The sequence below is a fragment of the Kitasatospora sp. NPDC092948 genome, from assembly GCF_044754805.1.
Lineage (GTDB): Bacteria > Actinomycetota > Actinomycetes > Streptomycetales > Streptomycetaceae > Kitasatospora.
In genome coordinates this window covers 13,178-36,932 of sequence record NZ_JBIVPU010000027.1, presented here as the reverse complement: position 1 = coordinate 36,932, position 23,755 = coordinate 13,178, and the positions used below count along the sequence as shown (strand labels likewise).

Sequence of the window (23,755 nt, the reverse complement as noted above, 5' to 3'; positions counted from 1 at the left end):
CCGGTCTCCTCCGGAGCCGCGCCGCGCCGCCGCTACGCGGCGGGCGCTGCTACGCCACTCCGTGGCGGAGTCTGCTGGGGTGGCTGCGCCCCTCCGGGGCGCGGTGATTGGAGAGTTGATGTATCGGCATATGTGTAGCTCAGAAGCTTGTTGGGGGAGCGCTACGCGCTTGGGCTCGTTCATGTAGTCGAGTGTAGTGCATGGCCGACTGACGCCTTGGCCGACGTTGCGTCAGATTTTGCTGATGCTCAATCAGTTTCAAGTGGTTTAGACCAATGTGGACTAGACAAGTCAGCGTATCCAGCTGGCGGTGAAATCCAGTCCTCCGGACTGGTCACCACACTCTCAATGTGGTATGCTTTTTCTTGTCGGAAGGGGTTGGCGCTCCTCCCGGCCACTCGATCCACACAGCAAGTAGGGAGACCAACCCATGTCGCACATCCGCCCGGACCAGTTCAACGACTATGACCCCCAGCAGCGGACGCGCCTCACCCGCGCCGCCTCCGACGGGGGGATCGTGATCGCCGCGATCATGCCGCAGCTGCCCGTCGGCACCTGCGGGCCCAAGCTGATCAACTTCAACTTCCAGCTGACCGGCGTCCGCGTCGAGGTCGCCCCGGAAATGGACTCGGAAGTTCGGGACGTCGTGGCCAACATGCTCGCTTCCGGATTCAAGTATTACGGCTGGTCCATGAGCACGGAGAACGAGCGGGCGATGCGCTTCTACCACCCGGCGGAAATGGTCTGATCGAAAAATCCCACTGCCCCGGGCGCAGGCCCGGGGCAGTACCCCGAAGCAATTCGGAGCAGCGCCCGGCTGTCCTGCGCCGGCGTATCGGATTCCGGCTACCGCCGGCCCCTACTGGTCTCCAGGGGCCGGCGGTAGCCGGAACAGCAACGCCGGCCAAGGCAATCTCCCGGTTCCAACCCCTGGTTGATGTCTGGGCCGACCGACAGGCCGAAGCACGCTTCCACCGCGAGGCTGCGAGGTTCTGACTTACCCACCACTGGGCCCGCCTCTCTCCGGCGGGCCCGCCGCCCAACACCTCACCGCGCGGCCGCCACCAGGCGGGCGCAGAGAAGAAGCACAGCGCAGCGTCCCCACCCGAAGCCGACCAGCCCCACCCCCACCCCCACTCACTCACTCAACAGGACAGGGCTCAGGAAGGTAAGTCGGGCCAGTGAGAACCGCCGGACGTGCCTCTGGCCAGGGCAAACCCACCCAGGGTTCCGGACCGCCTGAACCCCGAACGAGACCTCTAGCGAGACACTCAGCGAGACCCGATACGAGACCCCCGGCGAGACCCCTTACGAGAGTGTCCGCACACTCCATTTCAACCCTCAGATGTGGTATGCTTTTTCTTGTCGGAAGGGGTTGGCGCTCCTCCCGGCCACTCGATCACCCCACCTACGGAGGCAGCCATGGCCCTGGTCACGACGACCGATGCACCGCCCGTCAGCTCGGTACTTCTGATCGACGCGCTCAACGCGGAGTCCGAGTTCCAGACCGCGCGCGGCCAGGCCCAGCAGGCCAGGAACCGGCGGGACCAGGTCCTCTACGAGATGTGGCGCGCGGCCGGAGGGGACAGCCGGGCCGTCGCGGCGATGATGCCCGCCACGGTCACCACCCGGACGGTGAAGGCCGCCGTACTGAAGCTGGCCCCGCCGCAGGACTTCACACAGCTGTCCCTGCTCGACGACCACCAGGAGCCGGAGCACGGCGGGCACGCGCTGGCCGCGTAGCCCCGCCCCGGGCGGCGGCAGTTGGCGCTGCCGCCGCCCTTCACTCGATCGACAACCCGCGAGATCAAGAGGAAATCCACAATGGACCACGCCCGCGAATTCGAGTTCCTTTTCCCCGGTACTGCAAGCTCCGTTGTCCGCGCTTTCGAGATGGTGCGCCGGGGGTCGGGTGAGCGAGTTTCCGCCATCGTGGGCGGGGGGATTCCTTCGGGCCGCCCGGAGGAGATCCGGGCGGCAGCGGCGGAGTTCAACCGCCTCGCGGGTGACGTGCTCGGCCGGGTCGGGGCGAGCGGGTACGACGCCCGCCGGTTCCGGGCGCGCGAGGCGGTGCGGTCGCTCACGAGCGCCATGGAGAGCGCGGCGATCGGGGACGCGCCGGGAGCGCTGGCCGCGACCCGCGAGGCGTGGCGGGCGGCGCACGCGGCGCAGCGCCGCCAGTAGGCGGGGCGGGGCCGGGGGTGTCCGGCGGGTGCCCCCGGTCCCGGCCGGCCGATGGAGCGGTGCGGCGGGTGTGGTGTAGGCCATACTCCAAAACGACGCTCAGATGTGGTATTCTTTTTCTTGCCGGAAGGGGTTGGCGCCCCTCTCGGCCACTCGATCCAGCAGGACCAACCGGAAGGAACCCCAGTCATGAACGCCAGCGCCCGCACCGCCGCCCGTAACCTCCGCGACCGCTCCCGCGCCACCCGCGCCGAGGCCCGCGATCGCCGCCCGGTGAACACCGCGAAGCTCGCCAAGTCCTGCCAGAGCCGCGCCCGTTCGCTCACCACCCACGTGCTGGCCGCCGGGGTGGCCCCCGAGGCCGTCGGCGGCGTGGTCAGCGCGCTGCGCACCGTGGCCAAGCGGACGAACACCAAGCCGAGCGAGACGGCCCGTACCCGCCGCACCCGCGAGGGCTGGGGCCGGAAGGTGCGGACCTCCCGCCGGTACTCCCAGGCGAAGGTGCGCGAGCTGCTGACCGCCTACAAGCCGCGCAAGGCCGAGTACCGCGAGGCGCGGGAGCTGATGCTCGCGGCGTGAGCCGCAGCCGTCCCCCGGGGCCGAGGACGGCCCCGGGGGACCGGGGCGGGGCGCAGGGCCCCGCCTCGCCCGAGGGGCCGAAACTGTGTGCAGGAGGAAGGGGCGCAGGTGTCCAAGGCAGTGGAGTTCTATCCGGTGGTGGTGCCGAGGTCGGGGGCCGGGGCGGAGGTCGATCCGGTGCGGGTGCGGGTCGCGGCGGCCGGGCGGGTCGCGCCCGGGGACGTGGTGGTCGGCTACGCCTCAGCCGTCCGGGCGGCGGGCGGGCGGCCGCTGGTGAGGATGGGCTACCAGGAGCCGTACACGGCGCAGCCGCGGCCGTTCGCGGCCGGGTGCAGGTGCGCGTGCTGCGCGTCGCTCCCGTCGCCGTACGGACCGCTTGAGGTCGTCCTGATGGCGGCCGGGGCGGCGGGTAACCCGTGGTCCGAGTGCGAGTCGTACGCGGCAACCGAACCGGTGCTGGTGGTCCCGGCCGGCGGGTAGCGGGCCGGGTGGTGGGTGTGGCCCACGCCACACCCATCAAGCACTGTAAATGTGGTATGCTTTTTCTTGTCGGAAGGGGTTGGCGCCCCTCCCGGCCACTCGATCCGGACCCACCCGAGGAGCGCACGCCCATGCTGAACACCCTGGTTGTGACCGCCACCGCCCGCGCTGGCCAGAAGTCCCCCCGTGGCCGGGTCCGCCCGGCCCGGACCACCAGCATCGTCATCACCCGCGCCACCGCCCGGGGCTGGAGCTCCCACGGTTGGGAGGCCGCGTGCATGACCCGCTACGGCCGCCCCACCACGGAGCCGTTCGCCCCGGTGAAGTCGCTCCGCACAGCGATCCGCACAGCGCAGCACGAGGCCGGTGCGTTCGTGCCGGAACGGGAGTGGCGCGACCTGAAGACGGCCGGGTGCCTGGCCATGGTCGGCGGCCGCCCGGGGCTGACGTGGTCGCTGCACAGGGCGCGCGGCAGCTACCTCGTGTGGGGCACCGGGGCGTGCGGGTGGGACGGCCGGTTCCACCAGCAGTACGGCGTGCGCGGTCGCCGGGCGGGGGTCCGTGCCTTCCAGCACGCCATCCGGTTCGGCGAGGTGAACGGCGGCGTGTTCGCCAGCCACGAGGAAGAGAGCCACTGACCGACTCGGGGGCCGCGCAGGCGGCCCCCGGTCCCCGCCCCACCACCGACTACCCACCGCCGCCCACCGACCGAGGAGATCTGACCGTGTCCACCGCCCAGCCCCTGCCCGACGCCCCCCGCACCTTCTCCGAGTCGCTGGCCGCCGGGGCCGACCCCCTGGTCGTGCTGCTGGCCCGCGCCGCCGAGGGTGACGCTTCCGCCGGGCGGGCGTTCCTGGCCGCCCGTGCCGCCCGCGTGCGCATCCACGAGAGGTTCACCGAGCGGAACCGCGCGTCCGCGCTGCGGATGCTGCACACCGCCCGTCCGTGACGCCCTGCTGCTGCGCCCAGCCCCGGGGCGCAGCAGCCCCCGCCGCCCGACCCACCGTCCCACCGATCCGCCGGCCGCGTCCGGCAGCCCGAGGAGGCACCCGCCATGACCGTTCGCTGCTCCGCCTGCTTCCTGCCCGTGGAGACCGACGGCGACCAGGCCGCCGCGCATGACGCCCCGTACGCCGTCGAGGTCTACGGCCAGTGCACGGGCAGCGGGCAGGCCACCTTGTCCGGCCACGCCACGCCGCCGCTGGTGTGGGGGGTGGAACCCCGCCGCGGCTACGTGGAGTTGGGGGTTCTCCCCTCCCCGCTCCCCCAGGTCACCCGCGAGGGGTGGACGGTGACGATCACGGGGGCGCGGTTCACGCACATGTCGCACTGCATGTGGTGCCGCAAGGCGGTTTTCACCTACCGGGAGGGCGGGACCATCCGGATCGGGTTCGACAACCGCGGTCGGTCCTTCGAGAGGGAGCAGCCCGGCCCGCTTCCGAAGGTCGACGCCCCGTGCCCGAACGCCGGGTGCGAGAACGGCCGAGTGGGTACGTGGACATGGTCGCGCAGCGGCCGCCCGGCGCTGTCGGTGGGCGATGTCGCGCGCGTTCAGGGGCGCGAGTGGGAGCGGCTGCGCCGGGATTTGGGGGTGTGGTCGGTCGACATGACGCCCGCGGACGTGGCGCGATTGGCGGCCGCAGCCCGATAGGAGGGTGGTGCGGTTCGGACTTTCGACCGAACCGCACCCCCAGAAGCACAGTAAATGTGGTATGCTTTTTCTTGTCGGAAGGGGTTGGCGCCCCTCCCGGCCACTCGATCGACCGACCCGGAGGTACACACCATGGCCGCCCACGAGCTGTTCGACATCGTCGAGACCGTCGAACTGGACCCGTTCAACTTCGTCGTCCTGCCGGAGACGGCCCGCAAGGCGTGCTGGTGCAAGTTCAGCCCCGCCAACGAGCGCCCCACCACGCCGTGCCCGGTGGACCTGGAGCGCCGCGCCGAGATGCTGGGCCGCGTCGCCGCCGTCGTCCGGAGCCTGATGGAGACCGCCGAGGAGGGGGAGCGGGTGGAGCTGCTGGGCTGGGCGGCGGGCGACTACGTGTCGTGGGACCTGCGCGACGACACGGTGACCGTCCGCATCACCGGCACCAGCACCACCTACGGCCGGTACATCCACTACGAGTCCACCGACGGGCACGGCGAGATGGTCGACGAAACGGCGTTCATGTCGCTGGAGGCCAAGGTGTCCGATTGGCGGCCCGCCACCGACGAGGAGCGGGCGCGGTTCGACAGCCTGTACCGCCCCGCCCCGCAGAACTGGTACTGACCGCGCCCGGCGCGGGGGCGGACCGCCACCGCCCCCGCGCCGCCCAACCGACCCAGACCCGACGTCCCAGGAGACCCGCCGTGCCCCGCCGCTCCCAGCGCCAGGACCAGGACCAGGCCGCCGCGCTGTTCGACCTCCTTCCCGAGCACGTCCGCCCCGTCCGCCGCGCCCCGGGGCCGATCCCCGAGGCGTCCGCGCTGCTGCTGCTGGCGACCTACGAGCCGCAGCAGGAGCGCCCGGCGGACCGGTCGCCCAGCCGGGTCGGACAGGAGTGGTCGGCGATGACGCCCAGCCAGTTCGGGCACCCGCAGACCGCGCTGCAGGCCGACCTGTTCGCCGATTCCGGGCACAGCGCCCCGGACGCCCCGCACGGCCTGTTCTGACACCGACGGGCGCGGCCCCGGCCGGTGCCGCGCCCCCAGCACCCCGAGGAGAAGCCCATGCAGACCACACTGCCGCTCCCCGCCGCGGACGCCGGCGCGACGGCCGCGGAACCGGCGGAGGAGTTCCAGCCGGCCCCGGGCGCCGTCCCGTGGCACGTCCGGGCCATCGCCCGCACCATGAGCCGACTGTGCCCGCCGGCGGATGCCGGGGTCGACGGGTGGTGGCTCACCGAGGAGAGCCGGGACGCGGTCGCCGTGCACCGCGTCAGGGGCGGGGAGTTCCAGCGGCCCGCGGCGCCCGGTGCCGAGCGGGAGAGCTGGGACGGGGCGTTGCGCGCGGACCGCGCGCACCTGGCCGCCCACGGGTTCTTGATCCTGTTCGCCGAGGAGGACCGGACCGTCGTGCACGTCCCCGCCCCCGACGCCCCGCAGACCACCGCGACCGCGCGGCGTGTCGGTCCGCCGGCCGCGCTGACGACCCGGGTCGACTTCGAGGGGTTCCCGGGGATCGGGGGCATGCTGCTGTACCACCCGGGCGAGCCGGTGGGCACCTACGAGGTCCGCAACCATCTCGGCCAAGGCGCCGCCGAGCGATTCGAGGCCGGCGGCGAGGCGGTCACCGCGCTCGCCCACCACTACGGATTGCCGCTGCCCGTGCGAATCATCCCTCGAGGGTACCTGCGCCGCATCACATGACGACGCTTATTTGTGGTATGCTTCTTTCTGTCGGAAGGGGTTGGCGCCCCTCCGGCCGCTCGAACCCGCCGCCCCACCAACACGGAGGAACCGACACCATGACCACCGCACCCCGCCCCGCCGGGCTCGCCGAGGCGATCGAGGCGGCAGCCGCCGACCAGCGCAGCAACTACCCCGAGCTGTCGAATGCCGAGGCTGTCGAACTCATCCGCCACTACTTCGTCCTCGAAGACGGCCCCGACGGCGCCGTCGGCGGTGCGTGGGGCGTCTCTGCCGTTTCGGCGGATCCGCTGCAGCAGGCGTACGCCCGAGTCCTCCAGGCCACGCCGGAGGAACTGGCCAGCGCCCTTGCCCCCTGAACTCCCGGCCGGGTGGTGACGGTCGCACCCACCACCCGGCCCGCCCAGCCGCCCGCAGGCCGAAAGCCGTTCCAGGCCGGGCCCGACGCCGACCGACGAACCCAGGAGTCCACGATGTCCAGCCACGCCCCAGCCGAAAGCCACAGCAGCCAGGGAGCCGCGCCGTTCCAGCCCTTCCCCGGCGCGAAGTCCTGGACCGTGCGCGCCGTCGAGGCTGTCATGGCCGAGCTGTCGCCTGCCGCGGCCGACGACGCGGCCGAGGGCTGGCACGCCGTCCCCTGGGACCAGGGGGTAGCCGTTCAACGAATCATGGGCACGCACTACCTGCGCCCGTCCCGGGCGGGCAAGGCCCGGGACGAGTGGGACCGGCTGATCCGCGGCGACCGGGAGCACCTGGCCGCGCGGGGGCTGGAGGTCATCCTCGCAGGGAGTTCCCAGACCGTCGTGCGGGTGCCGGTGCCGACGGAGCCGCAGACGGTGGCGCGGGTGCGCCGGGTCGGCCGGCTGGAGGAGTTCCGGCGGTCGGTCGACTTCGTGGGGTGGCCGGGGATCGGCGGGTCACTGCGGTTCGAGGCCGGCCACGCCACCGCGCGCTACGAGGCGGCAGACCACGAGGGCCGGGCGGTGTGGGTGGGCAACGCCGACATGGCGGGCGCCGTGGAGTCGTTGGCCGATCACTACGGGCTGCCGCTCCCCGTCCGGGTCGTCGAGGAGTCCGCCGCTCCGGCCGATTGACGACCTTTCATCTGGACTCTAATTGTGGTATGCTTCTTTTTGTCGGGAGGGGTTGGCGCTCCTCCTGGACCACTCGACCGCCACAGGAGGCCCAAGATGCCCACCACGCCCGACGCCCTGCACTGGATCGGCTGTCCCTGCGACGGCTGCCGCCTGATGGGCACCTCCCGCCCCTTGGACCAGGCGGACGACGCCGATCTGGTGGGCCTGCTGACCGGCACGCTGCGCGGCGGCACCCGCCAGCCGGTGCGCCTGCGCCTGGAGGTCGAGATCCCGTCGGGCGGGCGGTCGCTGGCCGAGGCCCGGCCCGAGCGGGTGACGGTCCTCGCGGTGGGTGCGGACGGCGAAGCGGTCTGCCTGCGGAGCGGCGAACTCGACCCCTACCTGCTGCGGAGCCTGTCCTCCCTGCTGAACCGCGACTAGCCCCCGGGGCGCGGTCGATCTCCGACCGCGCCCCGACCCCGGAGGAGTTGGCGCTCCTCCCCGTCCACTCGATCCCACCACGCCCCGTTCGGGGCGTCTGCCCCGGAGGTTCTCCATGCCCCGCACCGTTGACTGGCCGACCCGCGAGCAGTGGCAGGCCGACGCCGCCCACGCCGAGCGCACCAGCCGCCACGCCGTCGACCGCGTTCCCGCCGACCCGGCCTCCTGGCTGCCGCCCGCCGAGCTCGCCGAGGCCCGCCGCCTGGCCGCCACCGTCGTCCGCCAGGCCCGCACGGCGCTCACCGACGCCGGGAAGGCTGCGCACCGCCCGACTCTCAACGCGTACGGCCGGGAGGCGGCGGACAGCGACGCCACGGTGAGCGCGCTCACCTGCGCGTGGTGGTCCATCCTGCGCGTCGCCGAGGAGCAGGGGAACCTCAGCACCCCCGAGACGGCGCGGCTGCACAAGGTGTACGAGGAGCTCACCAGCTCGCACCGCGAGGGGGCGCAGGCCGCCGAGGAGCAGGCCGTCCGCCGGGCCGTGGAGTACCGGGCCACCGAGGAGGCATGGCAGGCGGAACTCGCCCGGCGCGCCCGGGTGGAGCGCGGTCCCCAGGTCACCACGATCACGGTGCACGGCGACGGGACGTCGACCGTGTCCGACCCGGAGCCCTACCGGCCGTTCGCGTCCCACCGCCGCTACTGACGACCCCGGCCGGGGGCGGCGCCCGCCGTTCCCGGCCACCGCCACCGAGAACAAGGACCCGAGCATGGCCACCCACCACGAGGCCCGCGAGCGCGCCCGTGCGGCCGCCCCGGCCGGCTACCGGCTGCACACGATCACCCAGGCCCGTCCGGGCCGGTTCACCACCACCTACGTCGACAGCCGATGGCGCAGCCGGCGCGGCACGGTGACCGTCGACGGCGCGAGCGTGAACCGGACTGTGTACGGCCCGAAGTACCGGCGCAGCGAGGGCGAGCGGGAGGTTCAGGTAGCGGCCCGGCTCCGGACCGACTACCGGCAGGCCCGGGCCCGCGGCGTGGTCCCGGCGCACCTGCGCATCTCGGTCCGGTGCGGGTCGGGGTACGGGATCCTGGTCGACGTCTCCGGGCTGAGTGACGACTTTCTGTTCGCCGAGCGGCCGGTCGGCGCCGAGTATGGGCTCCGGGCGGCGGCGCTGCTGGAGACGCTGGAACTGATCTACGCGGCGTACCAGCGGGACGGGTCCGACAGCTTCCAGGACTGCTATCAGCTGCGCTACTCCGGCCGCGTGAAGCTCCTCACCGAGGCGCAGCAGGCCGAGCAGGCCAGGGAGCGAGAGGAGAGGGCGCGGCGCCGCGGGAACGGCGGCACGGTGGGCCGGGCCGGTCGGCCCGGCTAGGCGCGGAGGCGCGTTGGCCACGGCCCCACCTTCACATGTGGACTCTAATTGCGGTATGCTTCTTTATGTCGGAAGGGGTTGGCGCTCCTCCGGCCACCCGATCCCACCGACCCAGGAGGCGAATCCCCATGATCATCGCTGTCGTCAGTGTCGACTCTGCCCTCTCCGGCCGCCACCCCGTGACGCCGCGCAGCGTCCTGTTCGAGGCGTTCGAGTACGCGGCCGATCCGTGCGCCTTCGCGGTGGACCCGCGCCGGACCGAGGACGACCACGCCGACTTCCAGGGCGTCCGAGAGCAGCTGTGGCTCCGGGGCCCGCTCGTTCTGACCGAATCCCAGCTGACGGTAACCGGGGAGATCCTGCGGGCCGTTGCGGCGGATGCCGGACCCGACCAGTCGCGGCACGGGGGCTTCGGGTTGGTCGCGCGCTACGGCGACGAGCTGGCCGACCACTTGGCGGCCGACGACAGCCGCCACGTCTGCCGCGCCCGCGCCTGACCCCTCCCGGGCTGCGCCCCAGCGGCGCAGCCCGGCCCTGCCATCCGCCCCCGGCCGCCGAACCGGCCGGGGGCACCCCACCGACGAAGGGATTGTCCATGTCCGTCTCGACCGAATGCCGCACCCTGGCAGAAGAGTTGGCGCGGGGCGGAATCGCCGCGACGGTCGACTCCGACCAGGTCGCCGTCGAGGCCACCCAGAACGGCCGCTACCGGCGACTCCTGCTGTCCCCGGACCCGCGGGCGAAGAGCGTCGACTGGGTGCTGGTCGATGGCCACGACGACGAGCTGGAGGAAGGGTTCTGGCCCGCGAGCGTCGCGGTCCCGAGGTCGGGCGTCCGACATGCGGACCAGGGCACCCCGGTGGTGCTGCGCAACACCCTGCATGCCTACGGAGCCACCGTCGGCGCACCGGCCACCCCCTCCTTCGCCGACATCATCGGCGAGCAGTCGAACAGCTGGATGGAGGTCTTCGGCCTGGCCGCCGACCACTGCGCCGAGGCGCTCGCCGACGGCACCGTTCCCACCACCGTCCGCCCCGAGGACCTGGCCCGGCTGCACCCGGAGCTGACGGCCGAGCGCAACATGCTGCACAGCGACGGCTGGGGAGACGGCATCCAGATCATCCGCGCCCTGGCCCACGGGCACGTGTCCGACGACCACAGGCCCCACCCGTGCGCCTGCGCCAACCGCCTGACGATCAGCTGCGACACGCTGGCCGACTACGGCCCGCCGGGGCTGGCAGTCCTGCAAGCGGGTTTCGGGGGCGACGTGCGAGCCGCCGCCCGGGCGTTCCTCGCCCGCGCCATCCCTGGGCAAAACCACTGACGGCGCGTCCGGGTCCAGTACCGACGGCACCGGACCCGGGCATCCCGGCGGCCGGCGCCACGCGGCAGTGCGCAGCCGTCGGCCGGGCCAGTCCCGAACTTCCAGGAAGACTCTAAATGTGGTATGCTTCTTTATGTCGGAAGGGGTTGGCGCCCTTCCCGGCCGCTCGATCCATCCCACCGACCGAAGGACGGACCACATGAAGGTGTTCATCGTCGACGCCGAGGCGCTGCGCACCGGCGGCACGGCACCGCGCGGGATCACGCTGCGGAAGGCCCTGGCGCGGGTGCTGCGCCCGGCGACCGGAGCCGCCCGCAGCGGGTCCCCCGAGAGGGACGCCGACCACCGGGCACTGCGCGAACAGCTCGCCGGGGTCGGTCCGCTGGTCCTGACCGAGCAGCTGATGGCGGAGGCGGTGCGCCTGCTCCAGACCGCCGGTCGGTCGAGCGGTACGACCTTCGCCGAGCTGCACGCCGCCCGCAACGCCCGCGAGTTGGCCGAGCAGCTGGCTGACCCGCACAGCGAGCACATCTGCGCCACCGTCGCCTGATCACGCCGGGGCGGGGCAGCCCGCCCCGCCCCGGCCCACCCAGCCCCCGAAGGACGCCATGAGCAACCACGAGAACTACCTGGCCGTGGAGATCCACATCGTCCCGGCCGACCCCGAGGCCCGCGGACGGGTCCGCGCCGCCCTGCTGGACCACGGGGTCGAGGACGACGATGGCCTTCTGCCCGACGTTCCGGTCGGCGTCTTCTCCCGCTACTTCGGAGACTCGGACGCCCCCGCCTCCCTGGCCCACGCGCTGGCCGCCGTGCCGGACACCTCGTTCCGGCTGTGGACCGAGGAGGCCCAGGGGGAACCGGGGAGCCTGATAGCCCACGTTGCCGGGATCGGCACGTTCGACGGCCGCTGCGACAGGTCGGGCGCGGTCGTGGTGACGGAGGCCGACGCGGCCCGCCTGGCCGCCGAGCCCGCCGCCGCCGAGCGGCTCCGGCCCCTGGAGGAGATGACCGGCTCCACCCTTCGATCCGCGCTGGCCGATTCCGCCCGCGGCGCTTAGGACCCCGCGGGTGCCGGTGCGCCGACCGTGGCCGGCACACCGGAACCCCAAGCCGATCCACCCGCATTCGACCCTGAAATGTGGTATGCTTATTTTATCGGGACGGGGTTGGCGCCCCTCCCGGCCACCCGATCCCACCACGACACGGAGCCCCGTCATGCCCGAGGCCAGCGACCCGCTCGCGCTGTTCGACGCCCCGCCCGCCAAGCCGAAGCAGTGGCTGCTGACCGCCAACAACAGCGACTTGAACCGCGGGGGCGCGAAGATCTACACATGGACCCTTCCGGCCTGGTGGACCATCCTCCCGGACGGCCGCCGGTTCAACACCTGCCCGGAGGCTTCTGCGTGCGCGAACTTGTGTTACGCCACGGTCTCCACCAGCTCCTTCCGCAGACTGCCGAACGTCCTGCTCGCCCACCAGCGGAACCTGATGATGACGCTGGACACCCCCGGCGACTGGGAGCGCTGGATGACCGAGGAGCTGCGCCACGTCCGCTACCGGGGCGCGGTCGTGCGCGTCCACGACGCCGGCGACTTCTACAGCGACGACTACACGCGGGCATGGCTGCGGATCATGCGCTCGGCCCCGGCGACGAGGTTCTACGCCTACACCAAGGCCGTCGGCCGGTTCGCCCGGATCGTGGCCCCGGCCAAGCCGGACAACTTCAAGTACACGCTCAGCCTGGGCGGCAAGGAGGACCACCTGGTCGACGTCGCCACCCAGCGGCACGCGGACGTCTTCCCGACGGCGGAGCGGCTCGAGGAGGCCGGCTACCTCGACCAGGCCGCCTCCGACCTGCTGGCGGTCGCCCCGGGCGTGATCCGGGTGGGCATGGTCGCCAACCCCAACCCGATCACCAGGAAGCGTCAGGGGCCCCACACCTTCGGCGAACTCCAGCGCGCCCGGAACCAGCGCCTCGCCGACAAGCGCAGGCGGCACCCTCCGGCCGCATCGCTCCCTGAGTCGACGCACACCCCCATGTGACACGTAAATGTGGTAGGCTTCTTTCTGTCGGGAGGGGTTGGCGCCCCTACCGGCCGCCCGATCCACCGAACGAGAGGCCGAGCAGATGCCCTTCGACACCGACGACTCCCCCGGCATGCAGTACGCCCAGGCCGCGCAGCGCGAGCTGAACAGGGCCGAAGCCGACCCGGAGGTGGCGCACGAGCTGCTGCGCCTGCCCTCCTTCGAGGGCTACCTCGGTGAGTGCCCGTGCGGCGGATGGGAACCCGGACCGCAGCCGACGTTCAGCGCCCTGCTGTCGTCCCTGGCGCAGCACTACAAGGCCGTCGGGTACACCCCGCCGCCCCGCTCCCCCGTCGTCCCCGGCGGCCCGACCGGCAAACTGGAGTGGATTCCCGCCGAGGACGTCAAGGAGGGGATGCGGCTCGCGCTCCGCCTCAGCGACGCGAGCGCCTACCCGGCGGTGACCGGCTGGACCGACCAGCACCTCAAGCACAGCCCCGGCACGGTGCACCGCCACTTCCAGGTGGGCGCCGCCCCGTGGTGGGTGGACGCCGACATGCTCCGGTGCGGACTCGGCCGCCGGGAGAAGGTGCTGGTCGTCCGCAAGCCGGACGCCGGACCCGAGGGGCGGTAGCCGCCCCGCGGCCGCCCGCGCCGTCGAACGCGCGCGGACGGCCGCCGCCCACCCCGGTGCCGGTGGTCCGCCGGCACCGCGACCACACCCCGAAGAGGAGAGCGACCATGCCCGACCAGAGCGAAGCGACCGACCGCCCCGACGAAGGCCCGGGCTACTACGGGGTGCCGATCGTGCTGCACGTGCGCGCCGACAGCCGGGAGCAGGCGCGCAGCGCGTTCGAGAGCCTGTGCAACCCCGACGGGTTCGGCCCCGAGGACTTCGAGCCGTGGCTCCTGCGCCGGGCCGGCGTCCACTACGGCACCTGCGCCTACGACTGGGACGCCGAGCCCGGCGAGGTCCCCGCCGAACAGATCCCCTACCTGTACGGGCTTTCCCACCTTCCATGACGGATAGTAAATGTGGTATGCTTCTTTTGCCGGAAGGGGTTGGCGCCCCTCCCGTCCACTCGATCCGAAGCCACCCAAGGACGGAACAGATGACCTCCACCGAGATCTCCGAGCGGCGCGCCTTCCTGCTGCGCTACCACCTGTCGGACACCCAGGCCGCCGTCCTGGCCGCGCTCGACGTGGCCGAGGCCGAAGACGTCCCCGCCGCGTGGTGCTCCTACACCGCCGCGGTCGGCAGCGAGGTCCGCGCGGCCTACCACCTCTCCGAGGCCATCGGGGGCAGCATTCAGGAGACCCTGGACTTCGCCGTCCGGCACGGGCTGACCGTCCACGGCGGCCCGATCCTCGATCGGATGCTGACCAACGGGGCGTTGAGCATCCGCGCCGTCGGCGACACCCTCGTGTACGAAATGGCCACCCTCCGCTACATATCGGACGGCAACTACGAGGAGCCGAACACCACGACCTACCGAATCCTGACGAAGCCGCCGACCTGGGGGCCGCTCGGCCAGACCACCCTGCGCGACGACACGGGCAAGACCTGGAACATCGGCCGGGACGGCCGGGAGGCCATCGCCTGGCCATGGCGCTGAGTACCACCGGCCCGGCCCGGAACCACTCCGGGCCGGGCCGTTGATGCGGCGGCCGCCGACGTCCGCCGCGCCGGCGGACCGAGCCCGCCCTCCAAGCCCGCCAGGCGCGGCCGGAAGGCGGCCGGCACCCGGTCACACGGGGCTCCGAGAGCCGCCCGGACCAGGGAGAAGGAGGGCGGGGCGCGCCGCGGGGGAGCCCACGCACAGACATCGTTTAAATGTGGTATGCTTTTTCTTGTCGGCAGGGGTTGGCGCTCCTCCCGGTCGCTCGATCCAGCCGAACCCGAGGAGCCGTCAGTGCCGCAGCCGCCCGCCACCCTGCCCCGCCAGCCTCTGCCCGGGGCGCCGCTCACCACGCGCCCCGACCCGCGGTGGTACACCGGCCCGGCCCGCCTGCCGCTGGAGGAGGTCCCGCTGCACGGGAAGTACACCCAGCACCCCGGCCGGGACGAGGCCGGCCACCCGGCGCGGCAGTTGATCCAGTACGGCAAGCCCGAGGTGACGGGCGTCGAGGTCCGCAACTTCGTCACGAACAGCATGCGCTTCTGGCTGTCCAGCAGCGCAACGGTCGACGCCGACGGAACGGTCCGCTATCGGCAGACCGACAACCACAACGCGGTCGTGTTCGTCCCCGTTCCGGAGTCCGGGACGGTCGTCAACCGGCCGCACCAGCAGATCCCCGAAGGGGTCTACCTGGTCACCGGGCCCACGGGACGCCGCGCCCGTGGCGGGCGTCCGCCCTGCGCCAGGCCGTGGAGCAGGCACTGCGCCCCGGCCCCTTCGACTGGCCGCAGGGGTGGGCCCTGCCGATGCCGGACGGCACGGTTCGATTCGCCCCCGGCGGCACCCTCTGGAGCCGGGAGGACCTGTACACGGCGCAGCCGGCGCCGGACGCGGAGCCGGAGTCATGGGGCTCCGAGTGCACGCGGTGCCACCGGATGGCGGTCGAGCACGATACGTCGCGGGCCTGGGGCGGGTGCTGGCCGGGGGAGATGACTGCCGCCGCGTGAAGGCCGGCCGGGGTGGCGGAGAGCCGCCCCGGCCGGGCGGGCGATGTGCGGAAAGCACTGCGAGCCACGCCGTTTCGAACTTGCAATGTGGTATGCTTCTTTTGTCGGAGGGGTTGGCGCCCCTCTCGTCCGCTCGATCCGCCCCGACTCTCCCAGGAGGCCACCGTGTCCGCGACCGCCCATCCCGAATCCCCGAGCCCGGCCGAGATCGTCGGCGCGTCCGCGCCGGTGATCGCCGTCGCCCTGGACCAGCTGCCGCCCGGAGCGTTGATCCCGGGCCGGATCACCTTCTCGTACTTCCGCAGCGGAGTCGCCGCCACCGTGCGCAGCGCCGACATCGGCCCGCTGTTCCTCGGGGAGATCGCGGCCGCCCTCACCGGGTCGTTCATAGGGGCCGGTTGGGGCCACGGCGGATGGGAGCGGGTCCACGGCATCGCCTCGATCCGGTTCCGCCACCCCTCGACCCTGACTCGGACCGACCTTCCGACCGGCTGACGACCGGCCGCCCCGAACCCACCCCCGCCGCCGGGCGGAGCGCCGCCGCGCGCCGCCCGGGCCCCGGCGCCCAGCCCTTGGAGAGCATCGACATGCCCGCCCTGCCCCCGTTCACCTACACCGGCCAGACCGATCCCTACCGCTCCGGCGGCGACGTCTTCCCCGGTCCGTACGTCCGCGATGCGGCCGTCCTCGACATCGAGGCGGTCGCCATCCCCTCACCGTCCGGCGACGGGACGACCCTTGACCGCCCGGCGGTGCGCCTTACCCTGGCCAGCACCTCCGACCGTGGCCCCTGCCGGGTGCGGGCCACGGAGTGGGGCACCCCGGCCGACTGGCGGCCGCACCCGGCCCACCTGTCCGCCCCGGCCAGGGAGCGCCTGATCACCGCCGCGCTGACCGCAGCCGGCATCCCCGCCCGGACGGAGCCGGTGGGCCACGAGCTGTACTGCACGGCGGTCGACCTGATCACCCGCAAGGGTCCTCGGACCCTGTACGTCGGCATGGAGGACACCCTGGGCTGGGAGCTGCTGAGTGACGGCCCCGACGACGCCCAGCCCGGCGGAATCTGGTGGGGCACCTTCCCCGACGACGCCCCCGGCCTGGTCCGGCGGTTCGCCCGCAGGGCCCGGGCGACGTTCGCCGTCCCCGCGCCCGACGGGGCGTGAGGCTGCCGGACCCACGGGGCAGGTGACGCAGAGAGCACCACCGAACGCACTGCAAGTGTGGTATGCTTCTTTATGTGGGGGCGGGGTTGGCGCCCCTCCCCCGACCACTCGATCCACCCGACCCCTTAGGAGCCCCCGTGCCCGAGATCACTTTCACCGCCGAGGACCCGCTGGAGGAGGCCCTGGCCCGGGCCGCGACCGCGCGCGGAATCACCTTCGCCTTCGACGGCCACCTCACGCTCGACCGGATGGTGATCAAGCTGCCGGACGGGAGCGAGATCTGGATCTGCGACGTGAACGGAGAACTCGACGGCACCCTTGCCGACTACACGGGGCTGGAGGCCGTGCTGCGCAGCGGCCCGGAGCGGCGGACCACGCTCCAGGTGCACCAGTCGCCCGAGCTCGGGGCGGAGGCCCGCAGCCTCGACGCCTGGCGAAAGGAGGTCGCGGAACTGCTGGACGCCGTGCAGCAGCGTGCCCGGGAGGTCACCGCCGACTGGTACCGCGCAACGGCGGTAGCGGCGCTGATCGGCGGCGGGTGGAGCGTCGACCCGGCCCACCCGGCCGACGGCAACGGCCGGATCCTCCGACACGGCGACGGCTCGGCGCTGTGGCTCCTCCGGCACGCCAAGCACCGCAGGAAGTCGCGCGTCTCGGTCATCGGCATCTACCCCGAGACGGCCCGCCCGTTCGGCCCCGAAGACCACCCGACCGTGTCCGTCGCGACCGGGCGCGCGGCCGAGGTCCTGGCCTGGCAGGTGTTCCACCACCTTCTGCCCCGCTACCGCGCCGTCAGGTACTCGATCATGGCATTCAACGCCGAGCAGCAGCGGGAGCTGCGCCTGCGGACTCGGCTGGCCGCGCGGGTCGGCGAACTGCTCCCCGAGATCAGCAGGCACCGCAGGGACGAGGACGTGCGGACCCTGTCCGGCTACGTCCCCGGGAACGGCGAGGACGTCGCGGTGCGCGTCTCGCTCTTCGACGACGACCGGGTGGACCTGAGCTTCGACGACCTGCCCGCACCGTGGGCGCTGGCGCTGCTCGGGACGCTGGCCGGTCTGCGCACCCCCGACAGCTGAGGCCGCACCACCGCCCGCCCGCACCGGCTCGGTGCCGGCGGGCCCGCACCGCAGAGCCCGGCCACGCCGGGACTCTCCCCCCATCAGCCCTCGAAGGGACCGCCGTGACACCCGAATCCGCTTCGCCGCCCGCCGCCCCGCGCTCGGTGGCCGCCCTGCTCGCCCACGCCGAGCGGTACGGCTGGAAGGGCCGGTGCGAGTGGGAGCCGGCCGGCCCCACCAACACGGGGCCGCAGTTCATCGTCACCCTGGCCGGGGACGCCCTGGCCGGTGCCGGGCGCTTCCGCCTGGTGTGGACCGACCGCGGGAAGGGCTACCGGTACCAGCCGTACTTCGTCCACGGGATGGAGCCCGGGGCTGCCGAGTGGTTCGGTCGGCGGGAGCGGCGCGAGGTGGAGACGATCATCCGCAACCACCCTGTCCATGCCACCGGTGCCGAGCCGGTCGACAACCCGCGCGAGTGGTGGGCCGAGGACGTCGCACCGCCCCGCGTCGACGAGCTCACCGCAGCCATGCTCGCGCCTGTGCGACGGACCGCGGCCCAGACCCGGCTGCCTCAGACCGTCTGGCCGTCCCGATTCGTCGGACGCGAATTCGTAGGCGCGGACTGCCTGCTGGTCTCCGCCTGCCACCTGGCGCCCGGCCAGGAGCGGCCGGTGTACGCCTACCCGGGCAGCGAGCCCATGCTGACCGTCCTCCCACCGCACCAGAACTGACACCCGCTCCGGGCGTCGCCGGTCCGCCGGCGCCGCCCGCCCCCGAAGGGATACCCCGTGAACCGACACCCGCAGGTCGGCGCCGGCCAGGACGCGCTGTTCGACCTCACCCGGCTCCCGCCGGACGCGCCGCCGGGACCGATGACCGGCGGCTGCTGCTCGTGCGGCGCGGCGATCGACCGGCCGGTGAACGGGCCGCGGCCGGCCTGCACACACTCGGAGCGAGTCGCGGCCCGCGCCGCGGCGCTGGAGTGGGTGGCCGACCGGTGCTCGCCGCGGATGGCGGAGAACTTCGCGTCGTGGTGCGCCGAGGCCGGCCCGCGCCGGGCACCGGAGTTCGCCGAGGCGTTCGAGCAGTGGCTGGCGATCATGGGCCGCTGGTTCGAGTACTACGAGGCGCAGGAGCGAGGAGAGAATCCGGCTCCCCCTCCACCCCCACATGGATTCTAATTGTGGTATGCTTCTTTATGTCGAGAGGGGTTGGCGCCCCTCCCGGCCACTCGATCCGCCCCAACGAAGGACGCCACCGTGCCCGCAGCCGCCAAGGCTCGCCCCAACCGCGCCCAGTACCTGCAGAACCTGATCGACCACCCCCGCACCTCCCCCGAGGAGCGCGCCGCCGCCGAACGCGCCCTGGTCCGCGTCCGCGCCGCCCAGGCCGCCGCCGACACCACCGACGACGGCACCGGCCGCTGGCAGAGCGGCATGCGGTCGAACGGCCTGCCGATGTGGTACGGCGAGAAGTACGACCGCAAGCTGACGGTCACCCAGATCGCCGCGCTGATCCGGGAGGACATCAAGCTGGCCCGCAAGCTCGCCGCCAAGGCCGGCCCCGACGACGGCCCCGGCACCGTCAGACCGCCCAATCCCATCGGCGACGCCCCCGCGGAGATCAAGTTCTCCGTCCGGTCCAGCCACGGGAATGCGATCGACATCACGATCAAGAACGCGGCCCCGGAATGGGCATGGACCACCAAGGACCATAACGGCTACCCGATGAAGGTGCCGACGGAGACGGCGCGCGCCCTGGTGGTCGAGCTGAAGACGCTGGGCAACGCCTACAACTTCGACGGCAGCGACATCAGCTCGGACTACTTCCACAAGAACTACTACCTGACGCTGCGGATCGAGTCGACCGACGGCTACTGGGGGAACGCCTAGGCGGGCCGGGTGCCGCGACACTCGCGACACCCGACCCACGGATGCACTCTAATTGTGGTATGCTTTTTATATCGGAAGGGGTTGGCGCCCCTCCCGGCCACTCGATCCACCAGCGACGAAGGACACCACCGTGCCCACGACGACCAAGGCCCGCCCCAACCGCGTCCAGTACCTGCAGAACCTGATCGACCATCCCCGCACCTCCCCCGAGGAGCGCGCCGCCGCCGAACGCGCCCTAGTCCGCGTCCGCGCCGCCCAGGCCGCCGCCGGCGAAACCGAGGAGCAGCGGGGCGGCGGGTGGGCGCGCCTGCCGATCTCGTACGGGCCGAAGTACGACAGTCGGCTGTCGACGACTGAGATCGCCGCTCTGATCCGCCAGGACATCAAGCTGGCCCGCAAGCTCGCCGCCAAGGCTGGCCCCGACGACACCCCGGGAGCGATCAAGCTGCCCAACCCGATCGGCGACGCCCCCGCCGAAGCGAAGTTCTCCGTCCGGTCCGAGTACTTCTCCGGCGGAAGCGCCATCCGGATGACGGTCAAGGACGTCAGCGCCGAGTGGGCGTGGTCCTTGAAGGAGGTCCACGGGCACCCGCGGAGGGTCGCCACGGAGGCGATGGAGACCCTGGCCTCGGAGCTGAGGACGCTCGCCGGCGCCTACAACTTCGACGGCAGCGACCCGATGGTGGACCTCTACCACGTGAACTTCTACCTGTCGCTGGACGTCGAGGCGGCGGACGGCTCCCGCCTGTGCCTGTAAGGCATCGCAGGGTCGGGCGGGTGCGCCGCCAATGCGCGGCGCACTTACCCGAGTCCATAGATGACGTCTATATGTGGTATGCTTCTTTTTGTCGGCAGGGGTTGGCGCCCCTCCCGGCCACCCGATCCCCCCAAGGAGATTCCATGTCGACGCCGCAGACCGCCGCGCTCAGCGGGCCCATGACCGACTCGCTGCTGACTGCCCTCACCTCGCAGGACCACACCGTCCACGGCACGGCGCCCACGGTGGGGGCGCTCGTCCGGCGCAAGCTGGCCGAGCCCGCGGCGGACAGCCCGCCCCGGTTCCGCCTCACCGCACAGGGCCGCATCCAGGCCTCGGAGTCCGCCCGAGCCCTGGAGGGGACCATCGCCCACCAGAGGGTGCGGGCGGCGGCCATGGCCGAGGCGCGGCGCCTGATGCGCCTCGGCGACGACGAGAGGGACCAGCCGGCCCGGCGGATCCTGTCCTGGACGAGAGGGGGCGCCGCGGCGGTCGACCACGGGGAGATCCCGCCGGAGCGAGTGCTGCGCTGGGCCGCCTCCGCGATCCTGGCCGGCGCGGAGTTCCGCCGCCTCGACCCAAGGGGCGGGCGCGTGGAGTGCGTCCACCTGACCGGCGCATCCACGGAGTTCACAGCACCGGACGGGGGCACCGGCCCCGCCTAGGCCGACCCGCCCGGCCCGCCACCCCGGCGGGGCCGGGCACACCCTCCATATTTGAACTTTAAATGTGGTATGATTCTTTCTGTCGGCAGAGGTTGGCGCCCCTCCCGGCCACTCGATCCACGACACCAGGAGCGTCACACCATGACCGGTCCCACCCCCTCCTTCTTCGAGCCCGGACGCACCTACGCCCGCGCCGACGACCCCACGGCTGTCCCCCAGGTCTTCCGCTGCGACCAGGTCTCGTACCACCCCGTGACGGACGAGCCGCACGCGCACGGGTTCATCGCACAGGCCGACGGCGGCGCGGCATGGAGGCACACCTCGCTGACCGCCTTCGCCTGGGATCGTGGCTGGGAGGACATCACGCCGGAGCAGGACGACGCGGCCGCCCCGGAGCCGGAAGCCCTCGACCAGGACGCGGCGTTCGCGGGGATCGTCGGCCAGTTCCAGGAGACCGAGGTGCCGATCTGGCCGGGCGAGCTGGTGATGTACCACGGCGAGCAGGTGCAGTACCGGGCCCTGTACTTCGCGGAGGTGTGCAGGAGCGAGGAAGAGGGCCGCGACCAGGACACCGTCCGATACGTGCTGTGCGCCCAGGACGGCACCCCCGTCCTGGGCAACGTGAGCCGCGAGGCGATCACCCCCGCCCGGATCGCCTGACCCACCGCCACCGAGCACGGGTCGGCGGCGACATGGCACAGCCGACCCGGCTCCCGACACACGAGGACTGACCGTGCACACCATCGAACTGCGCTTCCACCTCCCTGGCGTGCTCGCGCTTGCCGAGCACGCCGCCGCCACCGCCCACGAGGCCTACGGCAGCCATCCGCCCACCCCTGCCCTGATCTGGGCCCGGATGAACGGAACCCTCCTCATGTCCTCCGGCCGGCCGCGCACCGACGCGCCGGACGTCTACGCCGAGGACTGGGGGCCGGGCACCGGGCAGGAGCTGGCCCGGACTCCCGTCGGCGGCGACGACTTCGGACAGACGATCCCCCTGAGCCAGCCCGTGGAGCTGACGGACGGCCGCACGGTGACCCTCCTGGAGTGGCTGCGCGAGCACAGCCAGGAAGGAACGCCGAGCCGGTGGTTCGTTCTGGAGGTCACCGCGGAGCGGTACGACTTCGATGTGAGATAGCTCCCGCTCTGTCGGCCCGGCCGGCAGGGCGGGCAATCGCACGCCCAAACTTGAACCGCAAATGTGGTATAGTTCTTTCTGCCGGGAGGGGTTGGCGCCCCTCCGTCCACTCGATCCACCACCCAGGCCCAGGAGGGCAGCCATGAGCACCGAAGCGACCGAGACCGCCACCGATCGCACGTCCCTGACGATCCGGCACACCTGGGAGGACGGCACCGTCCTCGACGGCTCCCGAAAGGGAGACGGAGCGTACGAGGTCGTCCGCGCCGTCGGCTTCAAGTGGATGCGGACGGTCGGACTGATCGCCCTGCCCCGCTCCCGCGACAGCCGCGCCGACATGTACCGGATCAACCGGGCCAAGAACGCACTGGAGGCCACCGGCAAGTTCGCCGTCGGTGTCGAGGTCGACAACACCCAGACGCGCAGCTTCGCCGACGCCGAGCAGGAGCGCTACGACCGTGCCGAGCACCGGGCCGAGCGGCACGAGGAGCTCAGCGGCAACGCGGCGGGCCGGTCGGACGCCGCCTATCGGGGTGCCCGCGCCATCGGCGACGGCATCCCGTTCGGTCAGCCGGTCCTGGTCGGGCACCACAGCGAGCGACGCCACCGGCGCGACCTGGAGCGCATCGACAACGGCATGCGGCGCAGCATCGAGGAGCAGGACAAGGCGGAGTACCACGCGGACCGGGCCAAGTCGGCCGCCGCGTACGAGGACTTCCGGAAGAATCCGGCGCGAACGCTGCGGCGGATCAAGGGCCTTGAGGCCGACCTGCGCCGGTGGGATCGCGACCTCGCGGGCAAGGGCTCGTCCGGGTGGGAGCCGGACAAGTACCCGCACCACCGGGAGGAGTTGGAGGCGCGCAAGGCCGAGACCCTGGAGCAGCTGGAGTACTGGCGGGGAGTGGTGAAGGCGGCGGAGGAAAAGGGGTTCAAGGTCTGGGGGCCCGACGACTTCACCCCGGGCGACTTCCTGAAGTCTCGGGGGGAATGGTACGAGGTGCTGCGGGTCAACGGGCAGTCGGTGACCGGGCCGCACATCCACGAGGACGGGCCGGTGGTGACCAAGGTCGGGGCCCGCTTCGAGTGGACGTGGAACTTTCCCTACAACGAGATCAGCGGTCGCAAGAGCGGTGAGGAGATGGCGAAAGTCCTGGTCGAGGCGTTGAGCCAGCAGATCGCGAAGGCCGCCGAGTCGCTGGCGGGGCTCGACCCGGAGCAGCAGGGGGAGGAGCACGGGCGGTGGACGGCGCGCCTGGCCGACCTGACACGGCAGCGGGCGCACTGGGTCGTGGTGATCGAGGAGGCCGAGGCCCGGCGCGGGCGGCCGTGGGAGAAGGGCGACTTCTCCCGGGGCGACTTCGCGCGGCACAAGGGCCGGTGGTTCGAGGTGGTGCGGGCGAACGCCGCGAGCGTCACCATGCCGCACCCGGAGAACCCGGGGGCGGTGGTCGCGGCCGCAACGGCCGACGGCCGGACGGCCAAGGCCCCGTTCGCGGAGATCACGGGTCAGATGACGGCCCAGGAGATGGCGGCCCACCTCGCCGGCCAGAACGTGGACGACGGCGGCGCCGAGCTTGTTGCGGTCCCCGCTCAGTAGCAGACGGG

The 23,755-nt window shown here is 72.4% G+C and carries 35 protein-coding genes; all 35 read left to right on the top strand.

What is annotated here, in order from left to right; translation table 11 throughout:
- Positions 1–430: 430 nt before the first annotated feature.
- The 35 genes from ACIQF6_RS35975 to ACIQF6_RS35805 all read left to right on the top strand — a co-directional run bounded on the left by ACIQF6_RS35975 (position 431) and on the right by ACIQF6_RS35805 (position 23,747).
- Complete coding sequence (locus tag ACIQF6_RS35975; RefSeq protein ID WP_400903161.1) at positions 431–748, top strand: hypothetical protein; 318 nt, start codon at positions 431–433, stop codon at positions 746–748.
- Between the two features lie 674 nt (positions 749–1,422).
- On the top strand, positions 1,423–1,743 hold the full coding sequence (locus tag ACIQF6_RS35970; RefSeq protein ID WP_400903158.1) for a hypothetical protein: 321 nt from the start codon (positions 1,423–1,425) through the stop codon (positions 1,741–1,743).
- 81 nt (positions 1,744–1,824) lie between these two features.
- Positions 1,825–2,184: a hypothetical protein gene (locus tag ACIQF6_RS35965; RefSeq protein WP_400903155.1), complete on the top strand. Its 360-nt coding sequence runs from the start codon at positions 1,825–1,827 to the stop codon at positions 2,182–2,184.
- A 189-nt stretch (positions 2,185–2,373) separates the two neighbouring features.
- Positions 2,374–2,763: a hypothetical protein gene (locus tag ACIQF6_RS35960; protein WP_400903153.1), complete on the top strand. Its 390-nt coding sequence runs from the start codon at positions 2,374–2,376 to the stop codon at positions 2,761–2,763.
- A gap of 108 nt (positions 2,764–2,871) precedes the next feature.
- Positions 2,872–3,243: a hypothetical protein gene (locus tag ACIQF6_RS35955; RefSeq protein ID WP_400903150.1), complete on the top strand. Its 372-nt coding sequence runs from the start codon at positions 2,872–2,874 to the stop codon at positions 3,241–3,243.
- Positions 3,244–3,374: 131 nt separating this feature from the next.
- Positions 3,375–3,881, top strand: coding sequence for a hypothetical protein (locus tag ACIQF6_RS35950; RefSeq protein ID WP_400903148.1), 507 nt, complete (start codon positions 3,375–3,377; stop codon positions 3,879–3,881).
- Between the two features lie 86 nt (positions 3,882–3,967).
- The gene (locus ACIQF6_RS35945) at positions 3,968–4,192 is read left to right on the top strand and encodes a hypothetical protein (RefSeq protein ID WP_400903145.1); all 225 of its coding nucleotides are present in this window, start codon (positions 3,968–3,970) and stop codon (positions 4,190–4,192) included.
- Positions 4,193–4,297: 105 nt separating this feature from the next.
- A complete protein-coding gene (locus tag ACIQF6_RS35940) occupies positions 4,298–4,894 on the top strand; it encodes a hypothetical protein (protein WP_400903143.1) in 597 nt (198 codons plus the stop codon).
- Between the two features lie 132 nt (positions 4,895–5,026).
- Positions 5,027–5,515: a hypothetical protein gene (locus ACIQF6_RS35935; RefSeq protein WP_400903140.1), complete on the top strand. Its 489-nt coding sequence runs from the start codon at positions 5,027–5,029 to the stop codon at positions 5,513–5,515.
- Positions 5,516–5,595: 80 nt separating this feature from the next.
- Entirely contained in the window at positions 5,596–5,898 is a 303-nt protein-coding gene (locus ACIQF6_RS35930; protein ID WP_400903138.1) for a hypothetical protein, read from the top strand.
- 57 nt (positions 5,899–5,955) lie between these two features.
- Positions 5,956–6,594 (top strand): hypothetical protein, encoded by a 639-nt coding sequence (locus ACIQF6_RS35925; RefSeq protein ID WP_400903136.1) that lies wholly within the window; start codon positions 5,956–5,958, stop codon positions 6,592–6,594.
- Between the two features lie 98 nt (positions 6,595–6,692).
- Positions 6,693–6,953, top strand: a complete 261-nt coding sequence (locus ACIQF6_RS35920) for a hypothetical protein (protein ID WP_400903134.1) — start codon at positions 6,693–6,695, stop codon at positions 6,951–6,953.
- Between the two features lie 114 nt (positions 6,954–7,067).
- The gene (locus ACIQF6_RS35915) at positions 7,068–7,688 is read left to right on the top strand and encodes a hypothetical protein (RefSeq protein WP_400903131.1); all 621 of its coding nucleotides are present in this window, start codon (positions 7,068–7,070) and stop codon (positions 7,686–7,688) included.
- Between the two features lie 96 nt (positions 7,689–7,784).
- Positions 7,785–8,111, top strand: a complete 327-nt coding sequence (locus ACIQF6_RS35910; protein ID WP_400903129.1) for a hypothetical protein — start codon at positions 7,785–7,787, stop codon at positions 8,109–8,111.
- Positions 8,112–8,226: 115 nt separating this feature from the next.
- Positions 8,227–8,817, top strand: a complete 591-nt coding sequence (locus ACIQF6_RS35905) for a hypothetical protein (protein WP_400903126.1) — start codon at positions 8,227–8,229, stop codon at positions 8,815–8,817.
- Positions 8,818–8,881: 64 nt separating this feature from the next.
- A complete protein-coding gene (locus ACIQF6_RS35900; RefSeq protein ID WP_400903124.1) occupies positions 8,882–9,493 on the top strand; it encodes a hypothetical protein in 612 nt (203 codons plus the stop codon).
- 128 nt (positions 9,494–9,621) lie between these two features.
- The gene (locus ACIQF6_RS35895) at positions 9,622–9,990 is read left to right on the top strand and encodes a hypothetical protein (RefSeq protein ID WP_400903121.1); all 369 of its coding nucleotides are present in this window, start codon (positions 9,622–9,624) and stop codon (positions 9,988–9,990) included.
- 98 nt (positions 9,991–10,088) lie between these two features.
- Positions 10,089–10,817 (top strand): hypothetical protein, encoded by a 729-nt coding sequence (locus ACIQF6_RS35890; protein ID WP_400903118.1) that lies wholly within the window; start codon positions 10,089–10,091, stop codon positions 10,815–10,817.
- A 199-nt stretch (positions 10,818–11,016) separates the two neighbouring features.
- Positions 11,017–11,367, top strand: a complete 351-nt coding sequence (locus ACIQF6_RS35885; RefSeq protein WP_400903115.1) for a hypothetical protein — start codon at positions 11,017–11,019, stop codon at positions 11,365–11,367.
- Positions 11,368–11,425: 58 nt separating this feature from the next.
- A complete protein-coding gene (locus ACIQF6_RS35880) occupies positions 11,426–11,878 on the top strand; it encodes a DUF3145 family protein (protein ID WP_400903113.1) in 453 nt (150 codons plus the stop codon).
- Positions 11,879–12,035: 157 nt separating this feature from the next.
- Positions 12,036–12,863 (top strand): hypothetical protein, encoded by an 828-nt coding sequence (locus ACIQF6_RS35875; protein ID WP_400903110.1) that lies wholly within the window; start codon positions 12,036–12,038, stop codon positions 12,861–12,863.
- Positions 12,864–12,948: 85 nt separating this feature from the next.
- Positions 12,949–13,479 (top strand): hypothetical protein, encoded by a 531-nt coding sequence (locus tag ACIQF6_RS35870; protein WP_400903107.1) that lies wholly within the window; start codon positions 12,949–12,951, stop codon positions 13,477–13,479.
- A 107-nt stretch (positions 13,480–13,586) separates the two neighbouring features.
- The gene (locus tag ACIQF6_RS35865) at positions 13,587–13,868 is read left to right on the top strand and encodes a hypothetical protein (protein WP_400903105.1); all 282 of its coding nucleotides are present in this window, start codon (positions 13,587–13,589) and stop codon (positions 13,866–13,868) included.
- An 89-nt stretch (positions 13,869–13,957) separates the two neighbouring features.
- Positions 13,958–14,461: a hypothetical protein gene (locus tag ACIQF6_RS35860; protein WP_400903102.1), complete on the top strand. Its 504-nt coding sequence runs from the start codon at positions 13,958–13,960 to the stop codon at positions 14,459–14,461.
- 1,175 nt (positions 14,462–15,636) lie between these two features.
- The gene (locus ACIQF6_RS35855; protein WP_400903100.1) at positions 15,637–15,966 is read left to right on the top strand and encodes a hypothetical protein; all 330 of its coding nucleotides are present in this window, start codon (positions 15,637–15,639) and stop codon (positions 15,964–15,966) included.
- A gap of 92 nt (positions 15,967–16,058) precedes the next feature.
- Entirely contained in the window at positions 16,059–16,634 is a 576-nt protein-coding gene (locus ACIQF6_RS35850; RefSeq protein WP_400903097.1) for a hypothetical protein, read from the top strand.
- A gap of 137 nt (positions 16,635–16,771) precedes the next feature.
- Positions 16,772–17,713, top strand: a complete 942-nt coding sequence (locus ACIQF6_RS35845; RefSeq protein ID WP_400903094.1) for a hypothetical protein — start codon at positions 16,772–16,774, stop codon at positions 17,711–17,713.
- Positions 17,714–17,817: 104 nt separating this feature from the next.
- Complete coding sequence (locus ACIQF6_RS35840; protein ID WP_400903091.1) at positions 17,818–18,429, top strand: hypothetical protein; 612 nt, start codon at positions 17,818–17,820, stop codon at positions 18,427–18,429.
- A gap of 57 nt (positions 18,430–18,486) precedes the next feature.
- A complete protein-coding gene (locus ACIQF6_RS35835; protein ID WP_400903089.1) occupies positions 18,487–18,879 on the top strand; it encodes a hypothetical protein in 393 nt (130 codons plus the stop codon).
- A gap of 78 nt (positions 18,880–18,957) precedes the next feature.
- Entirely contained in the window at positions 18,958–19,590 is a 633-nt protein-coding gene (locus ACIQF6_RS35830) for a hypothetical protein (protein WP_400903086.1), read from the top strand.
- Positions 19,591–19,720: 130 nt separating this feature from the next.
- A complete protein-coding gene (locus ACIQF6_RS35825) occupies positions 19,721–20,347 on the top strand; it encodes a hypothetical protein (protein ID WP_400903083.1) in 627 nt (208 codons plus the stop codon).
- Between the two features lie 143 nt (positions 20,348–20,490).
- Entirely contained in the window at positions 20,491–21,012 is a 522-nt protein-coding gene (locus ACIQF6_RS35820) for a hypothetical protein (protein ID WP_400903080.1), read from the top strand.
- 141 nt (positions 21,013–21,153) lie between these two features.
- Entirely contained in the window at positions 21,154–21,672 is a 519-nt protein-coding gene (locus ACIQF6_RS35815; RefSeq protein WP_400903077.1) for a hypothetical protein, read from the top strand.
- A gap of 73 nt (positions 21,673–21,745) precedes the next feature.
- Positions 21,746–22,150, top strand: coding sequence for a hypothetical protein (locus tag ACIQF6_RS35810; RefSeq protein ID WP_400903074.1), 405 nt, complete (start codon positions 21,746–21,748; stop codon positions 22,148–22,150).
- 142 nt (positions 22,151–22,292) lie between these two features.
- Complete coding sequence (locus ACIQF6_RS35805) at positions 22,293–23,747, top strand: DUF3560 domain-containing protein (RefSeq protein WP_400903072.1); 1,455 nt, start codon at positions 22,293–22,295, stop codon at positions 23,745–23,747.
- The last annotated feature ends 8 nt before the right edge of the window (positions 23,748–23,755 follow it).

Excerpts from the sequence above, each read along its gene's own strand:
- ACIQF6_RS35950 (WP_400903148.1), top strand. The coding sequence starts at position 3,375 with ATGCTGAACACCCTGGTTGTGACCGCCACCGCCCGCGCTGGCCAGAAG.
- ACIQF6_RS35935 (WP_400903140.1), top strand. The coding sequence starts at position 5,027 with ATGGCCGCCCACGAGCTGTTCGACATCGTCGAGACCGTCGAACTGGAC.
- ACIQF6_RS35890 (WP_400903118.1), top strand. The coding sequence starts at position 10,089 with ATGTCCGTCTCGACCGAATGCCGCACCCTGGCAGAAGAGTTGGCGCGG.
- ACIQF6_RS35960 (WP_400903153.1), top strand. The coding sequence starts at position 2,374 with ATGAACGCCAGCGCCCGCACCGCCGCCCGTAACCTCCGCGACCGCTCC.
- ACIQF6_RS35910 (WP_400903129.1), top strand. The coding sequence starts at position 7,785 with ATGCCCACCACGCCCGACGCCCTGCACTGGATCGGCTGTCCCTGCGAC.
- ACIQF6_RS35880 (WP_400903113.1), top strand. The coding sequence starts at position 11,426 with ATGAGCAACCACGAGAACTACCTGGCCGTGGAGATCCACATCGTCCCG.
- ACIQF6_RS35850 (WP_400903097.1), top strand. The coding sequence starts at position 16,059 with ATGCCCGCCCTGCCCCCGTTCACCTACACCGGCCAGACCGATCCCTAC.
- ACIQF6_RS35895 (WP_400903121.1), top strand. The coding sequence starts at position 9,622 with ATGATCATCGCTGTCGTCAGTGTCGACTCTGCCCTCTCCGGCCGCCAC.
- ACIQF6_RS35915 (WP_400903131.1), top strand. The coding sequence starts at position 7,068 with ATGTCCAGCCACGCCCCAGCCGAAAGCCACAGCAGCCAGGGAGCCGCG.
- ACIQF6_RS35865 (WP_400903105.1), top strand. The coding sequence starts at position 13,587 with ATGCCCGACCAGAGCGAAGCGACCGACCGCCCCGACGAAGGCCCGGGC.
- ACIQF6_RS35805 (WP_400903072.1), top strand. The coding sequence starts at position 22,293 with ATGAGCACCGAAGCGACCGAGACCGCCACCGATCGCACGTCCCTGACG.
- ACIQF6_RS35885 (WP_400903115.1), top strand. The coding sequence starts at position 11,017 with ATGAAGGTGTTCATCGTCGACGCCGAGGCGCTGCGCACCGGCGGCACG.
- ACIQF6_RS35870 (WP_400903107.1), top strand. The coding sequence starts at position 12,949 with ATGCCCTTCGACACCGACGACTCCCCCGGCATGCAGTACGCCCAGGCC.
- ACIQF6_RS35940 (WP_400903143.1), top strand. The coding sequence starts at position 4,298 with ATGACCGTTCGCTGCTCCGCCTGCTTCCTGCCCGTGGAGACCGACGGC.
- ACIQF6_RS35920 (WP_400903134.1), top strand. The coding sequence starts at position 6,693 with ATGACCACCGCACCCCGCCCCGCCGGGCTCGCCGAGGCGATCGAGGCG.
- ACIQF6_RS35970 (WP_400903158.1), top strand. The coding sequence starts at position 1,423 with ATGGCCCTGGTCACGACGACCGATGCACCGCCCGTCAGCTCGGTACTT.
- ACIQF6_RS35875 (WP_400903110.1), top strand. The coding sequence starts at position 12,036 with ATGCCCGAGGCCAGCGACCCGCTCGCGCTGTTCGACGCCCCGCCCGCC.
- ACIQF6_RS35925 (WP_400903136.1), top strand. The coding sequence starts at position 5,956 with ATGCAGACCACACTGCCGCTCCCCGCCGCGGACGCCGGCGCGACGGCC.
- ACIQF6_RS35815 (WP_400903077.1), top strand. The coding sequence starts at position 21,154 with ATGACCGGTCCCACCCCCTCCTTCTTCGAGCCCGGACGCACCTACGCC.
- ACIQF6_RS35905 (WP_400903126.1), top strand. The coding sequence starts at position 8,227 with ATGCCCCGCACCGTTGACTGGCCGACCCGCGAGCAGTGGCAGGCCGAC.
- ACIQF6_RS35820 (WP_400903080.1), top strand. The coding sequence starts at position 20,491 with ATGTCGACGCCGCAGACCGCCGCGCTCAGCGGGCCCATGACCGACTCG.
- ACIQF6_RS35860 (WP_400903102.1), top strand. The coding sequence starts at position 13,958 with ATGACCTCCACCGAGATCTCCGAGCGGCGCGCCTTCCTGCTGCGCTAC.
- ACIQF6_RS35900 (WP_400903124.1), top strand. The coding sequence starts at position 8,882 with ATGGCCACCCACCACGAGGCCCGCGAGCGCGCCCGTGCGGCCGCCCCG.
- ACIQF6_RS35975 (WP_400903161.1), top strand. The coding sequence starts at position 431 with ATGTCGCACATCCGCCCGGACCAGTTCAACGACTATGACCCCCAGCAG.
- ACIQF6_RS35965 (WP_400903155.1), top strand. The coding sequence starts at position 1,825 with ATGGACCACGCCCGCGAATTCGAGTTCCTTTTCCCCGGTACTGCAAGC.